Origin of the sequence: Sulfuricurvum sp., assembly GCF_028710345.1 — a bacterium.
GTDB lineage: Bacteria > Campylobacterota > Campylobacteria > Campylobacterales > Sulfurimonadaceae > Sulfuricurvum.
Genome location: NZ_JAQTUH010000010.1, coordinates 42,440 through 57,044, shown reverse-complemented (window position 1 = coordinate 57,044; position 14,605 = coordinate 42,440). Strand labels below are relative to the sequence as shown.

Annotated in this window: 13 protein-coding genes and 2 tRNA genes; 9 read left to right on the top strand and 6 right to left on the bottom strand. The window is 42.4% G+C overall.

Annotated elements, in window-relative coordinates; genetic code table 11:
• The first annotated feature begins 345 nt into the window (after window positions 1–345).
• From PHC76_RS12315 to PHC76_RS12280, 8 genes are all read left to right on the top strand, one after another.
• On the top strand, window positions 346–735 hold the full coding sequence (locus PHC76_RS12315; protein ID WP_299972749.1) for a VOC family protein: 390 nt from the start codon (window positions 346–348) through the stop codon (window positions 733–735).
• A gap of 12 nt (window positions 736–747) precedes the next feature.
• Window positions 748–1,365 (top strand): hypothetical protein, encoded by a 618-nt coding sequence (locus PHC76_RS12310; protein ID WP_299972751.1) that lies wholly within the window; start codon window positions 748–750, stop codon window positions 1,363–1,365.
• 3 nt (window positions 1,366–1,368) lie between these two features.
• Window positions 1,369–1,605, top strand: a complete 237-nt coding sequence (locus PHC76_RS12305) for a 4-oxalocrotonate tautomerase family protein (protein ID WP_299972753.1) — start codon at window positions 1,369–1,371, stop codon at window positions 1,603–1,605.
• Between the two features lie 85 nt (window positions 1,606–1,690).
• Complete coding sequence (locus PHC76_RS12300) at window positions 1,691–2,278, top strand: Crp/Fnr family transcriptional regulator (RefSeq protein WP_299972755.1); 588 nt, start codon at window positions 1,691–1,693, stop codon at window positions 2,276–2,278.
• 51 nt (window positions 2,279–2,329) lie between these two features.
• Window positions 2,330–3,772 carry an efflux transporter outer membrane subunit gene (locus tag PHC76_RS12295; protein WP_299972756.1) on the top strand — a complete coding sequence of 481 codons (1,443 nt, stop codon included), beginning with the start codon at window positions 2,330–2,332 and terminating at the stop codon, window positions 3,770–3,772.
• Window positions 3,769–4,884 carry an efflux RND transporter periplasmic adaptor subunit gene (locus PHC76_RS12290; protein WP_299972757.1) on the top strand — a complete coding sequence of 372 codons (1,116 nt, stop codon included), beginning with the start codon at window positions 3,769–3,771 and terminating at the stop codon, window positions 4,882–4,884. The genes PHC76_RS12295 and PHC76_RS12290 overlap by 4 nt, the downstream gene beginning before the upstream one ends.
• Window positions 4,881–7,940: an efflux RND transporter permease subunit gene (locus tag PHC76_RS12285; protein WP_299972759.1), complete on the top strand. Its 3,060-nt coding sequence runs from the start codon at window positions 4,881–4,883 to the stop codon at window positions 7,938–7,940. The genes PHC76_RS12290 and PHC76_RS12285 overlap by 4 nt, the downstream gene beginning before the upstream one ends.
• On the top strand, window positions 7,940–8,404 hold the full coding sequence (locus tag PHC76_RS12280) for a hypothetical protein (RefSeq protein ID WP_299972760.1): 465 nt from the start codon (window positions 7,940–7,942) through the stop codon (window positions 8,402–8,404). Before PHC76_RS12285 ends, PHC76_RS12280 begins: the two co-directional genes overlap by 1 nt.
• Before the next feature lie 118 nt (window positions 8,405–8,522).
• Here the strand turns inward: PHC76_RS12280 and PHC76_RS12275 are convergent.
• Window positions 8,523–8,599 (bottom strand) — tRNA-Met (locus PHC76_RS12275).
• 187 nt (window positions 8,600–8,786) lie between these two features.
• Window positions 8,787–8,861 (bottom strand) — tRNA-Gln (locus PHC76_RS12270).
• 162 nt (window positions 8,862–9,023) lie between these two features.
• Here PHC76_RS12270 and PHC76_RS12265 point away from each other — a divergent pair.
• Window positions 9,024–10,061 carry a bifunctional 3,4-dihydroxy-2-butanone 4-phosphate synthase/GTP cyclohydrolase II gene (locus PHC76_RS12265; protein WP_299972762.1) on the top strand — a complete coding sequence of 346 codons (1,038 nt, stop codon included), beginning with the start codon at window positions 9,024–9,026 and terminating at the stop codon, window positions 10,059–10,061.
• A 6-nt stretch (window positions 10,062–10,067) separates the two neighbouring features.
• Here the strand turns inward: PHC76_RS12265 and lpoB are convergent, their stop codons facing one another.
• The 4 genes from lpoB to speA are packed head-to-tail and all read right to left on the bottom strand — an operon-like array spanning window position 10,068 to window position 14,604.
• A complete protein-coding gene (gene lpoB / locus PHC76_RS12260) occupies window positions 10,068–10,661 on the bottom strand; it encodes a penicillin-binding protein activator LpoB (protein WP_299972764.1) in 594 nt (197 codons plus the stop codon).
• The gene (locus tag PHC76_RS12255; RefSeq protein WP_299972766.1) at window positions 10,648–12,015 is read right to left on the bottom strand and encodes a hypothetical protein; all 1,368 of its coding nucleotides are present in this window, start codon (window positions 12,013–12,015) and stop codon (window positions 10,648–10,650) included. The genes lpoB and PHC76_RS12255 overlap by 14 nt, the downstream gene beginning before the upstream one ends.
• A gap of 48 nt (window positions 12,016–12,063) precedes the next feature.
• Window positions 12,064–12,765, bottom strand: a complete 702-nt coding sequence (gene cysE / locus PHC76_RS12250) for a serine O-acetyltransferase (protein ID WP_299972768.1) — start codon at window positions 12,763–12,765, stop codon at window positions 12,064–12,066.
• Between the two features lie 9 nt (window positions 12,766–12,774).
• Window positions 12,775–14,604, bottom strand: coding sequence for a biosynthetic arginine decarboxylase (gene speA / locus PHC76_RS12245; protein ID WP_299972770.1), 1,830 nt, complete (start codon window positions 14,602–14,604; stop codon window positions 12,775–12,777).
• Window position 14,605: the final 1 nt, after the last annotated feature.

Below are 14,605 nucleotides of genomic sequence, written 5' to 3'. Positions count from 1 at the left end.
AAAACACGAACCCACTTTGGGGCTAACTATTTATTCATACCCAAAATATACTATTTTCCCAAAAATTCACTAGATAATCGGACATTTAAAATATTCTGAAATTAGAAACATCCAAGAAAATTTTACATATCAACATATTTTTAAACATTTTACACCGTTTTTCTTAAAATAATTTGGGAGTGGATTATGTTAGTCTGCATTCCCAATGAGGACATTGGGAACGAGGGGAAAAGCATGGAGGGTATATGTTGAGGATAAAACGGTAGAATATAAGACGAGAGTGTAGTGATATATATTGCACTTTTTTGAGTAAAATAATACGACATATAATACAAGGAATATAACATGAATCCATTTACAACGCACGGTGCATTTAGTTGGTTTGAGCTTTTAACGGGCGATATCGAAGGGGCGAAAAAGTTTTACGGTGAGGTTTTCGGTTGGGAGTTTAAAAGAGCTGACAATGTCGATTTTGACTATCAAGTGGTATCATTGAATAATCAAGAGATAGCAGGTATCATGGATATAAAACATTGTGATGATGAAAAAATACCGCCGCATTGGGGTAATTACATAACCGTTACAGACATTAAAGCCACGTTAGAGAAGGCTAAAGAGCTTGGGGCGAACGTTATCGTTGAGATAACACCGATACCGAAAGTCGGTGATTTTGCTATCATCCAAGATCCGCAAGGGGCGGTGATATCGATGATCCAATATAAGATGGCGTGTTAAAAAGGATTAGCGATGAATCTGCAAAAGCTCAAAGAAGCCGAGGCAAGTTTTCTCACCTTTTACCCCAAAGGGTTCGAGGATGAAGCACTGCTACCCATCATTAAACGTCACAATACGGCAAAAATAAGTGAAAGTGTACAGGAGATGTTTGCACCTGAGAAATTTTCACGTACCGAAGAGATAGGTGAGAGCTTTGCCAAAATCGTCTCCAAATCCTCTCTTATCTCGCTTTTTGAAAAACCAAAAGTCCGTGATATGTTAAAAGCGATGAGTATGGAACAGCAAGATATGTTTGCCATCGGATTGTATGAACTTCTGCACGCCGATCATGAGAAAGGGTTTAGAATCCTCGTCGATATTCTCAGTATCTATAAACTCGCGAAATGGTCTATCGTGACGCTCATCCCCTATTATTACGCACGGGATAAGGAGTTTTTTATCAAACCGACCACCACCAAAGATATTATCAAGTTCTTCGAGATAAGCGGTTTGGAATATAAACCCAAACCGACCTATGAATTTTATGCGCGTTATACACAGATATTAAAAGAGATGAAATCGCAGGTTTCTCCACTAATCGGTGCAGATAATGCAGGATTTACCGGTTTTTTGATGATGGCGATGAAATAATTTTTGTACAATAGTACATATTTTCTTCAAGGAAAGTTTATGCCGTTTGTGAATGTAAAAATAACTAAAGATGGAACAACGAGAGAGCAAAAGGCTCAGATAGTTGCGGAAATTACTGATACTCTTGTACGAGTACTGGGCAAGAAGCCTGAACATACACATATTGTCATAGAAGAAATCGAGTTAGAAAACTGGGGATTTGGGGGAATCCTCACCGATGAATATAGAGCAAAGAACTAGTGAGATGACGAATCGTGTGTTGAGGATAAAACAGTAGAATAGCGTCATGTATAATCTGAAATAAGAGAGATAAATAGTGAGCAAATTGCTGGAATTTTTAAACAAAAATATCGTATTAGATGGTGATGAACTGCAATCGCTTACGCAAATGTTTCGTCAAAAGCATTTTCAAAAAGGGGAGACCATTCACCACGCAGAGCATATTCACGACAGTATCTATTTTCTAGAATCGGGTATTGCGCGGGGGTATTACATCGATGAAAAGGGGAAAGATACGACATGGTATATCTATTTTAACGATGAAAATTCCCATTTGACCAATCTGGTTGTGTTCGATTATGATAGCTATTTATGTCAAACCCCCTCAAAGCTTCATTTTGAAGCCATCACCGATTGTTCCTTTCATATCATGAAAAAAGAGGAGAAAGATTATTTATGTACTCATCATCTCAAATGGTCGGAGTTTATGAGACGATCGAGTGATTTGGCGTATTCGTTGGTGCATCAAAAGTTTTTCTCTCAGTTAGTGATGAATGCAGAATCACGATTTGCGCAGTTTTTAGAAACAACCCCGTATCTGCTCGATAAAGTACCGCAATATCATATCGCTTCGTATTTGGGAATCACACCGCAACATCTGAGTCGGTTGAAAAAGATGAACAAATGCGAATGACAATCCTCTAAGGTGAGAGTAGAATTTCCCCATGTTTGTTAGGGGAATTTTATGCAAAAAATATTTTTACGGCATCACACGTTTTGGCTCTCTATCGCTTCGATACTTTTACTATCTGGGTGCGCGACGCCTGAAGCTTCTCCTCCTAAACTCGATTCCAACCTCTCAGCAACTTTTCACCATGCCGATAGTTCTCTCACAGAGGATAGAGAGTGGTGGGGGAAGTTTAACGATCCTATATTGAGCACTCTCATCGAAAAAGCTCTCATCTCCAACCATGATGTAGGGATTGCAATGAGCCGTATAAAGGCTGCACGTGCAGGAGCGGATACACATGCCTCGCGTCTTTTGCCGACAGTAGATTTACAAACATCGGCTTCAACAACCCATAGCGGACTCCCCTCACCGTATAAGCAGGGGATGCCGGATGTGAGAGCGTATAGTGCGGGTATTGGTTTGGCGTGGGAGCTAGATATAAGCGGAGGGGTGCGTGCTAGTGTTAATGCCGCACAATCGGATGCTATCAGGGCAGAAGTTGGTGCAGAGGGGGTACGGCTACTCATTGCGAGTGAAATAGCACGTCAGTACTTTATCTTGCGTGGTGCACAACAACGTCTGGCTATTCTCAAAGAGTTGGCGCAAACGCGACATGAATACGTTAATCTGATTTCTCGACGCCTCAAGGAGGGGCAATCGAGCCGATATGACCTCAATATGGCTGAAGCGCAAGCCAATGCATTGGATGGACAGATACCGTCATTGCAAACGTTGGTTGACGTATCGCAAACCCATATTTCCCTTTTACTAGGTGCAAACCCCTCTGCTTCAGTGGTAGATGATAATCCTGAATATGTTTGGTCCAAATCTCCGAGTATCGGTACAGCTCAACCTATCGATTTGCTTCGTCGTCGTCCTGATTTGATGGCGGCGGAAGCACAGTATCGTGCAGAGTCATTGCGTTCCAAAGAGGCGGAATCTCAAACGTGGCCGAAGCTCTTTGTGAATGCACTGTTCGGGTTTGAGGATTTTCGAATTAACGGAATAGATTTGGCAACGGTGGCGTTTTCGAATGTTGCCATGGCGTTTGCTATGCCGATTTTTAACGCGGGACGGATTCAAGCAAGCATTGATGTCCAAAGTGCGCGTGAACACGAAGCGTTACTCTCTTGGCAAAAGTCTGTTTTTGTCGCGGTGAAAGAGGTGGAAGATACGCTAAGTCTACGCTCAAACGAGATGAAGCGGGGTGCATTGCTTAGAGCGGTCGCTTCAAATCATCAACAATCACTTCGACATATACAATCGTTATACCGCGAAGGTCAAATCGATAAACTCTCCCTCCTCGATGTTGAGCGTTTGGTCTCACTTAGTGCCATAGAGGTAACAGAGCATGAGACGCAACGTCTTTTAGCCGATGTGCAGCTCTATAAAGCATTGGGCGGTGGATGGAATGCATCTCAGCTCTCATCAAAAGAACAACCAAAGGTACAGCCATGAACTCATCACTAAAAAAATATTTACAGCCTATCGTCCTCTTAGTCTCTGTGATACTGATAACAGGATGCAAGGATGAAACAGTGAAAACTCCTGATTCTACAGCGGTCTATGTGACGACAATCGCCAAGAGCGAAGGGGTGGAAGAGAGATGGCTGAGTGGGTCGATTCGTGCGCGGGTCGAAACCGATATAGCTTTTCGTGCAGGGGGAAAAATTCTCAAACGTCTTGTCAATGTCGGAGATTGCGTCACAAAAGGTCAGCCTTTGGCAATGCTGGATAACGGTGATTATCAATTAGCCCTCAGTGCCGCCGAGGAGCAGTTTAAATCGGCGAGTGTGAATGCCAAACAATCCCTATCGGACGCACAAAGATTTCAACGTCTCTCTACGGATGGTTCGATGGGTCTAGCAGATTATGAGCGTCAAAAGAGCCGTGCCGATGCTGCAACAGCGGGTATGGAGCAAGCACGAAGCGCGTTGGAACTGGCAAAAAATAAGGACAGCTATACGATTCTTAGGGCACCGTATGATGGCGTTATTACAGCTATCACTATGGAAATCGGACAAGTAGTAGCAGAAGGACAACCCCTCCTATCCATAGCCAAAGAGGGTGAACGTGAAGTGGTGGTGGATTTACCCGAAGAGATTATGACGCATGTCCCTGAGTTTAAAGCCGAGGCTCAACCGTGGGATGAGAAGAAAAACTCGGTGCCGCTTCGTTTGCGTGAACTCTCACCGATAGCCGTATTGCCAAGTCGTACTTATCGTGCACGTTATGTAGCACAGCAAGAGGGATTGAGCCGATTTCCTCTGGGCTCAACATTGCAACTGCGACTATCACGCCCTAGCGAAGCGGGAATCACTTTGCCACTGAGTGCCATCGTTAAAACAGCAGGTGAAGCGGGGGTATGGGTGGTCAAACCCAATGGAAAAGGGGTGGAGTTTGTAAAAGTCACGATTCTAAGCTATGGAGCAACGACGGTTCGGGTGAGCGGATTATCTGAAAAGATGCGTATCGTGACGGTCGGGGCGCAAAAGATAGATGGGTCGATGAACGTCACTCCGATTGAGCGTAGTGTTGAGACTATGGATGAGAAGAGGGGTCGAGTGTGAAAAATTTCAACCTCTCCAAATGGGCGGTAACGCATACTCAGTTGGTGCTTTTCTTAATCATTAGCGTACTAATCGTCGGTGTCGTGTCGTTTACCAAACTCGGACGTTCGGAAGACCCGAATTTCAACGTACCTGCAATGACGATGGTCGTGATGTGGCCCGGTGCAACTGCCCAAGAGGTTCAAGATCAAGTAATCAACCGTATTGAGCGCAAGATGCAGGAACTCGAACATATCGATAATGTTCGCTCTTTTTCGCGTCAGGGATATGGTGCCATTACTTTATGGATGAAGGGTGGCACCAGTAAAAAAGATTTGGATGAATCGTGGTATCAGGCGCGAAAAAAGATTTCCGATATACGTCACGAGTTGCCAAGCGGAGTGCAAGGACCGTTGTATAACGACGAATTCACCGATGTTTACAGCGTATTATATGCCCTTAGCGCCCCAGAGTTGACGACGGCAGAGCGTCATGATACGGCGGAGATGATAAAACGTCAATTACAAAGTGTAAAAGGGGTCAATAAAGTCAATATCCTCGGTAAACAAAGCGAACGTGTCTATGTCGAAGTTTCGACACGTCGCCTTGGCGCACTGGGTATTTCCCCTAATGTTATCTTCGAGGCATTGGCACGTCAAAATATGGTGATTCCCTCCGGTGCTATCGAGACTCCTAATGACCGTGTATACGTTCGTGTGGATGGTGAACTCCATAATGCAAATGATGTTGGAAATGTCCGTATCGAGGTTGGCGGGAGAGTGTTGAAACTATCTGATATCGCTACGATACGCACAGGATATGAAGATCCGCAACACTTTACTATCCGTCACAACGCAGAGGCGGTCTTAGCCATCGGTGTGACGATGAAACACAACGGTAATATTTTAGAGTTGGGTAGTGCACTCGATGAGCGGATGAAGCATATCCAAAAACAATTGCCTCTGGGGATACGCATCGAGAAATACTCCGATCAGCCGAAAATCGTAGAGGAATCGGTGTGGGAGTTTGAACGCTCATTTTTGGAGGCATTGGTCATCGTATTGGCGGTGTCGTTTCTCTTTTTGGGTTGGCGGAGTGGAATCGTCGTTGCCGTTTCGGTACCGTTGGTATTGGGGATAGTCGCTACCGTGATGTATATTTTGGGATGGAGTTTGGATCGAATATCGTTGGGAGCACTCATCATCGCGTTGGGACTGTTAGTTGATGATGCGATTATCGCCGTTGAGATGATGGTAGTCAAACTCGAAGAGGGGTGGGATCGCTTAAGTGCCGCTACATTTGCTTATAAATCTACGGCGTTTCCTATGCTAACAGGGACATTGGTAACGGTGGCGGGTTTTATGCCGGTTGGTTTTGCACAATCTATTTCGGGTGAATATGCTGGCGGTATCTTTTGGGTGGTTGGTACGGCATTGATCGCTTCATGGTTTGTTGCGGTGATTTTTACCCCTTATTTGGGGACGAAACTGTTACCCTCCTACGAAACCTCGTCACACCCTCATGATCTTTACCATCGTCCTATCTATACGAGATTGCGTCGTATTATCGAATGGAGCGTCGTGCGACGTTGGAGGGTTTTGGGTGCGACATTGGCTCTTTTTGTACTCTCAGGTGCGGGTATGTTATTGGTACAACAGCAGTTTTTCCCAACAGCGTCACGCACAGAGTTGTTGATAGAGTTGAGATTGCACGAAGGAGCCTCTTTTGAATCGACACAACAGCAGGTAAAAAGACTGGAACAGATTCTCAAATCCGACCGTGATATTGATGGCTTTACCGCGTATACGGGGGAGGGGACTCCTCGATTTTACCTATCGATTTCTCCTGAACTTCCCAGTCCATCGTATGCGCAGTTCGTACTCACAACCCCCACACTCGAAGCACGAGAGCGCGTTCGTAGCCGTCTAATGGAGCTGTTTGATACAAACAAAGCGTTTCCCGATTGCAGAGCACGTGTTCTGAGGCTGGAGTTCGGTCCTCCCGTAGGGTTTCCGGTGCAGTTTAGAATCATGGGAGCGGATAAAGAAACTGTACGTCAAATCGCCTATCAAGTGAGAGATGTTGTCCGTAAAAGCCCGTTGGTTCGAGATACTCAGCTCGATTGGAATGAGCAGGTAAGGTCGTTTAGAGTCCATGTTGACCAAGACAAAGCACGTTTATTGGGTTTAAGTACGGTGGATATTCAAAATATTGTTCAAACCGCATCAAACGGGGTGGCAATAACGCAGATTCGGCGCAACGAAGAACTTGTCGATGTGGTGGTACGTGCTACTTCTGATGAGCGTTTATCGCTTGAACGGCTCGGAGATATTCAGCTCTTCTCACACACGGGAGCTATAATCCCACTCTCACACGTGGCGAAGATTGAACCTACATTTGAGGAGCCGGTATTATGGAGACGAGATCGGGATATGACGCTTAGCGTTCGCAGTGATTTGGCAGAGGGGATACAAGGACCGTACGCCACCACCAAAATAATGCCATCGTTGCAACCGATTATCGATAATCTTCCCACCGGTTATCGCATCGAAGCAGGAGGGGCGATAGAGGAGAGTGATAAATCGAATATTGCACTTTTTGCTGTTTTTCCGGCTATGTTTGCCGTAATGCTGTTGATATTGATGGTGCAGTTACAACGATTTTCTCTGATGTTCATGGTATTTATGACCGCTCCATTGGGACTTATCGGTGTTGTTCCGGCACTGCTTATCTTTAATGCCCCGTTTGGATTTGTAGCATTGCTCGGTGTTATCGCATTAGGGGGGATGATTATGCGCAACTCACTGATTTTGGTTGATCAAATCGAGCAGGATATTGAACAAGGAGTAGATGCATGGAATGCGATTATCGAAGCCACTGTACGTCGTGCACGTCCTGTGGTACTCACTGCCGGCGCCGCAATTTTGGCTATGATTCCATTAACGAGTAGTGTATTTTGGGGACCGATGGCGATTGCGATCATGGGGGGGCTTATCGTTGCTACCGCTTTGACGTTGGTATTTGTTCCGGCGTTATATGCGGCGTGGTTTAAAATACGAAAGGTGTCATCAGAGTAATGAGCTATACAATCATTTTATTAGTACACTCATGGCTTCGTTGGATTGTTGTAGTGAGTTTACTCTATTCACTTTATCGTGCATATACAGGATGGTTTAGAGAGAAATCTTTTACAAATTTTGATAATTCTCTACGACACAGTGTTGCGACGATTGCCCATATCCAGCTTCTATTTGGGCTTCTCCTATATGGTATTAGCCCGATAATCTCATATTTTTTGAGTCATTTTAGTGAAACTGTACATATCCGTGAGATTCGTTTCTTCGGACTTGAACACAGTGTCACCATGCTATTGGCTATTTTTGTTATCACTCTTGGCTCTATGATTGCAAAACGTCAAAAGATAGATAGATTAAAATTTCGAACTATTGCTATTTGGTATACGATAGCATTTATTCTTATCATCGTAGCCATACCATGGGAATTTTCATCGATGGTGAGCCGTCCCTATTTTCGTATTTAACACATAATAAACTTGATAGACCAAAAGGGCGGATACAATTACGAAATAACTGTGTGTTACACTTACTATTTGAATGGGAGTGATAATTTGTTATGATTTTGTTTAGGGATTTTTAGATTGGTTGCGGAAGCAGGATTTGAACCTACGACCTTCGGGTTATGAGCCCGACGAGCTACCGGACTGCTCTATTCCGCGGTAAAGAAGTGCAACAATAAGAAACAAACACTAGATCGTTTGTAGAGCGCAATTATAGTCAAAAATTTAAGTAATGTCAAGTATATTAATCATCAATTGTTAAAGTTGACCATAAGAGTGTTTAGAAACTAAACGTAATTGTGATTTTATGATATTTTTGATGGATGGTATAAATGGATTAAAAGAGTGGATGGGGTAGAAGGACTCGAACCTTCAATCTACAGTACCAAAAACTGTTGGCATACCATTTGCCTATACCCCAACATTTACGTTGTGAGGCCGAAATTATAGACATTTTTTTATTCTTTGTCAAGACATTTTTTAAAAAAATATTCAAATCAGATTGCAAAATAAAATGATAGATTTTTAGCCCTTTTTGATTATAATTCATACTAATATTTTAATAAAGAATAAAGAGATCAATATGTCAGCAATAGAACGTGTTAAAGAAGCTATCGAAGAGTTTAGAAAAGGGCGTATGGTTATTATGGTCGATGATGAGGATCGTGAGAATGAGGGTGACCTTGTTTATGCATCAGTTTTTTCGACTCCCGATCATGTAAATTTTATGGCTACTCATGCAAAAGGGCTTATATGTGTAGCAATCAACCCTAGCATTGCGAAACGTTTAAATCTCGAACCAATGGTCAAAACAAACTCATCGATGCATGAGACGGCATTTACGGTCTCTGTAGATGCTACAGAAGCTACAACAGGTATCTCAACAGCAGAGCGAGATATGACGATTAAGATTTTGGCTAACCCTGTAAGTCATTCAAGTGAACTGGTTATGCCTGGACATATTTTTCCTCTTATAGCAAAAGAGGGTGGGACGTTGGTTCGTATCGGTCATACGGAAGGATCTGTCGATTTGTGTCGTCTCTCAGGTTTAGCAGAATCTGCGGTTATTTGTGAAATCATGAAAGAAGACGGGACGATGGCTCGTCGTGATGATTTGGATATTTTCGGTCAAATGCATAACCTCAAAACCGTTTATATTTCAGATATTGTTGAATATCGTCTTGCTAATGAGATTTTAGTCAAAGCAGTGTCCGAAGATGAAATTGAATTTTTTGGTGTCAATGTCAAAAAATATTGTTTTGAAGATCATCAAGGCGATAAACATACCGCTATCGTCTTTTATAAAGCAGGTGAGACTGCCAATGTTCGAGTACATAATGTAATCTCTGATTGTGAACTTTTAATTAATCAAAGCAAATATACTCAATTGATCGATTCTATCGATTATCTCAAGCATAACAGCGGTGTATTGCTCTTTATCGACAAGCCTCATCACCAACAAGGTAATATGAAAGAGTACGGAATCGGTGCACAAATCTTAAAGACATTAGGTGTTCGTCATATGCGATTATTGGCGGATTCTAAAAATGCAGAATTTTCTGGATTAAGTGGATTCGGTTTGGATGTTATTGAGGTGATAAATCCCAGCGAGGGGAATTGAGTATCATTACCATCCTAAGGATGGTTTTGATGTTACTTTGCGTATCTCTTTTTCATCTGCCCATAAAATTTCCCCGTTTTGAGGGTTTACAAGCTCCATAGACACATTGTAGTAAACGTCTTTAATATCATCATTTGCTTTTTTGATAGAGCGAACATTTCCCGTGATAATATACTCAGCATCTTCCATAGGTTGATTTACTCTATTTGCTGTAGCGGCTTCAGTAAAATCACGTTCATCTTTAACGTCACCAAGATTTGACTTATCTGCTAAGAAGCGTACTTGTCCTGATTTTAGAAGCTTAATACGTATTTTATCAGTGATTGCTTTGGTATCAATATGCTCGTAGGTGAGATTATTAACCGTACGCAATCGAACTTTTGGTTGATTTTGTCCTTTGGTGATATAACGAGATTCTAACAACGATTGGGTTAGTGATTCAGCAGTTGTTTGTAAATCGGTGGAGCCAAAGTCAGCGGTAACAGTTTCTACAGCTTTAGCATCACCGTATTTGACATTATTAGTGGAACAGCCGCTCAATATACCCAGTAGTAGTGTGCTAGCGCTTAACGTTATAATAAGCTCTTTAGTAGTCAACATGTGAAATCCTTATATTATTTGGTGCTAGATAGGAAACTAATATGATGATACCAATTTTATCTGATGGAAGCATTAAAGACTCTTGAGCCTGGTTTAGTGTAATGTTGATAATATCTTCGCTGTTTGCAGTGAATTTTGATAGATATCCTGAGTTTGGAAGGGTATTCCAGTTTCTAAATTTTGTATCTGAGACAGAAGAACCGATATCCATGGCTAAAGATGCAACAAATCCTCCTAAAGGACCAAACTGATTAGAAGCTTGTTGAGCTGCTATAGCTTTTGATGTTGCTCGGACAACCGCTTTTGAAAGTTCACCCGGTAATTCATCTTTGAGGGTTTTGTATGCCATTATGTCTGCTTTGAGCAGTCTAGGTGGCTGAATACGAAGTGTTGGTGTGGAGATAGTTAAGAAAGAGATATCATTCAGCGGAGGTGTGTACGAAGAGAGATCAATGCTTGAATAATTGGCTCCGTTGAAAAGGGGAAAATGGATTTTTTCGAGTGTTAATGAGGGGGCGAGACCGGATAACACGATCAGTGTTACCTCTATTTTTTTAGAAGAGAGAGGTTCTTTTTTTAGATTTTTATTATTATGAGAAATTGTAGGGGTAACAAAAACTTTTGCAACGTCCGGATTGAGTGCAAGTGCCCGTTTGAGACTGATCTCTCCCGTTTCGCTTTGACTGGATAGATCAAAAATAATTTTGCTCAAAGTGTAAGAGAATGGGTCTTGGTAGCTGTTGGCTAGTGAACGAACTTCTGGATTTTCGAGTAATGTCCCCATCGAATATCCATTGGGTATGGCGGTCGTATTATTCCCTTGTTGTTGAGCTTTTTGGATATCTTTAGTTGCTTCTTTTAATCGTTCTGAATTCTCTTGTAGCCAAAACTCTTGTCGCTGATCCATTCGACGCATTTCTACTGCAGCACCTTCAAAATCTCCTAGCATCGTATAGTTTAAGGCATTTATGGTATGCATAAGGGTCCGCTCGTATCCTTTGCCATAATAGCTTTCAGCCCCTTTTGAAAATAAAGTGGATCCTAAAAAAGAGCCTATATTGCGTATGCTGGCTTTAGCGCGATTCTCATATTCATCTAAAATTGCAAATCCATTTTCAAAAGATTTGATTGATCCTTTATAATCTCCGTTTGCTTGTTGTAAGCGTGCTAAATCAAGCCAATACCATAATTGAGTAGTATCTGATGTGTCCGACGAAAGAGCTGAGAGGGTAGAGTTAAAGGCTTCATTAGTAAGACCTAAACGGAGTTCAGCTGGTTTTAATGAGGTCGCTTCAACCATAAAAGGGTGAAGTAAGGCAAATGAAAGAAGTGTTTTAAAAAGAAAGTGGTTCATATCTCACTACGGCTGTTATTATATAAATAAATGATAACAAAAAAATGATTAATTTTTCATAGCTTTAATAAACGATTCGTAGATATTTTCCAGTTGTAAATCTTGCTCTAAGATATCCGTATTGTCTTGAACCATAATATGTTCCAAAATAGCGACCCGTTTGAGGAGATATTCAAACATCTCTTTGTTAATATCGGGTAATTTGTTGTGACCGAGAGGATCTTTATCACGCCCTTTTTGGATAACGTGGGCGGGGATACCGATGGCGGTAGAGTTTTCAGGAACATTTCGGACAACTACCGAATTTGCCCCAACTTTTGAGTTCTCTCCGATAGTGATATTTCCAAGAATTTTTGCCCCTGCACCGATAACGACGCCGCGCTTGATTGTAGGATGCCGTTTGCCGGCACTTAAGCTCACTCCACCGAGTGTAACACCTTGATAAATAAGAACGTCATCTTCGATAACGGCCGTTTGACCGATTACCACACCGGTTCCATGATCGATAAAGACGCGTCTACCTATGGTGGCACCCGGATGGATATCGATATGGGTAAATATTTGGCTCATACCCATGATAAAACGGGCGAGGGTTCTAAAGTTGTTGATATAAAGCCTGTGAGCGATACGGTACCAAAAAATTGCCCAAACTCCCGGATAGTTGAAAAGGAGCTCTAAACGCGAGCTGATCGCGGGGTCATTTTTATAAACGTTGGAAAAATCTTCAGCGATTTCAGATAAAAGTCCCAAAAAAAATCCTTATCGTGTTGTTCGTAGATATCCGTTTTGATACAGATACATTTCGAGTTTTTGAAGTGTATCTGTTTTTTCTTCTTCTGTCATAAAATCACTCAGTGCCAGTTTATTTTTAAGGTTAGTAAGAAGTTTAGAGCTATCGTAACCGATATCTTCTAAAATATTTAACACATTATCTGATTCGGTGAAGTTTTCAATCTCATAACCGTTATCATGGATGATAATGGTACATTCGTTGGGGTGAGTAAAGAGATTATGGTTCATCCCCAAGGTTTCTTGGTAGGCTCCGACATTGAAGAAAGCAAGAAAATATTCCTCTTCATCCAAATCGATATCGTGCAGATACAACGGTGTTTCAGGTTTGAATCGTATCTCTCCGTCACTATCACAGGTGATATCCCATAGCGAAGCGGCGCGAATAGCGGGGATATTTAAACGATCCAGCGGCATGATAGGGAATTGTTGTTGTAGCCCCCAATAATCGGGGATACTTTGGAAAATAGAGCTGTTAATAAGATAACGCTCTTGGAGTTTGACTTGCAATCGCTCTATCTCAGGAACAAGGTTGTCTTGGGAGAGGTAGAGTGATTTTTTGATGATTTGATGCACCAAAATCTCTGCGTTTGAGCGGTCTTGTAAATCGATATGACCGAGATTAAAGAGAGTTAAGAGTGATTCCATGTGATCGAGCGCATCGTGCATGTACTCAATACAGGTTCGAGGGGATAGGAGGCTATTGAGCTCACGTAACTCTTCGATAAGGGGAGGATTGCTCTCTTTGAGTTTGAGTGATTTTTCTTGATAATCGTGAGAGAATAGCTCTAATACCGGAGTGATTAGAACCGAGTGTGCTGCAACGATAAAACGACCCGATTCGGTGTAAATATCGGGATGATCGACCCCTTTGGCGTTCATAATTTCACGAAGCAAAAAGACGACACTGTTGGAGAACTCTTCTAAGGTATAGTTTCGTAGACGATTCGAGGTGTGTTGAGAGTATTCAACCGCTAAACCTCCACCGATGTTAATAGCACCGAGGTTGGTTGCCCCCATTTTTTTGAGTTCGGCATAGATATTTCCCGATTCACGCAATACCCGTTTAAGGGTCGAGATATCTTGCATTTGGCTTCCGACGTGGAAATGAATCATTGTAAAATATTCCACCATATTGTTCTCTTGGAGCATGATAATCGCTTCGATAAGTTCGGTGGAGGTGAGACCGAATTTGGCACTTAACCCGCTACTTTTTGCCCAAATACCACTTCCTTCAGATTGGAGGCGGACACGGATACCGATGTTGGGGACTTTGAGGTTACATTGTTGGGCAACGTCGATAATCCACTCTAGCTCACCGATACCTTCGATGGTGATGGTGATGTCATGCCCCATTTGTGCTGCCATAAAGCCCAATGTGACCATCTCTTCGTCTTTAAAGCCGTTGACGGTGATGGGTGAGCCGATGGGGGTTTTTGCCATTGCTAAAGCGAGTTCGGCTTTTGAACCCGCTTCCAAACCATAACCGTATTTTTCACCGTGTTCGACGATGGCATCGACTGCTTCGGGGAATTGGTTTACTTTTAGTGGGAATACGGCGCGAAATTTTCCGGTGTAGTCGTTTTCAAAAATTGCCCGTTGAAAGTTCGAATAGAGCAGATCGATTTGTTTGCCGATGAGATGGGGGAAACGCAAAATCAATGGACCGCGAAGGTTGGTTTTACGGATTTTTTGGGTAATTTCGATGAGAGAAGGGGAGCTTTTATAGTTCACTTTGACCATCCCCTGATCAATCATAAAATTGTTTTCACCCCAGATATCGATTCCATAATTTTGCATA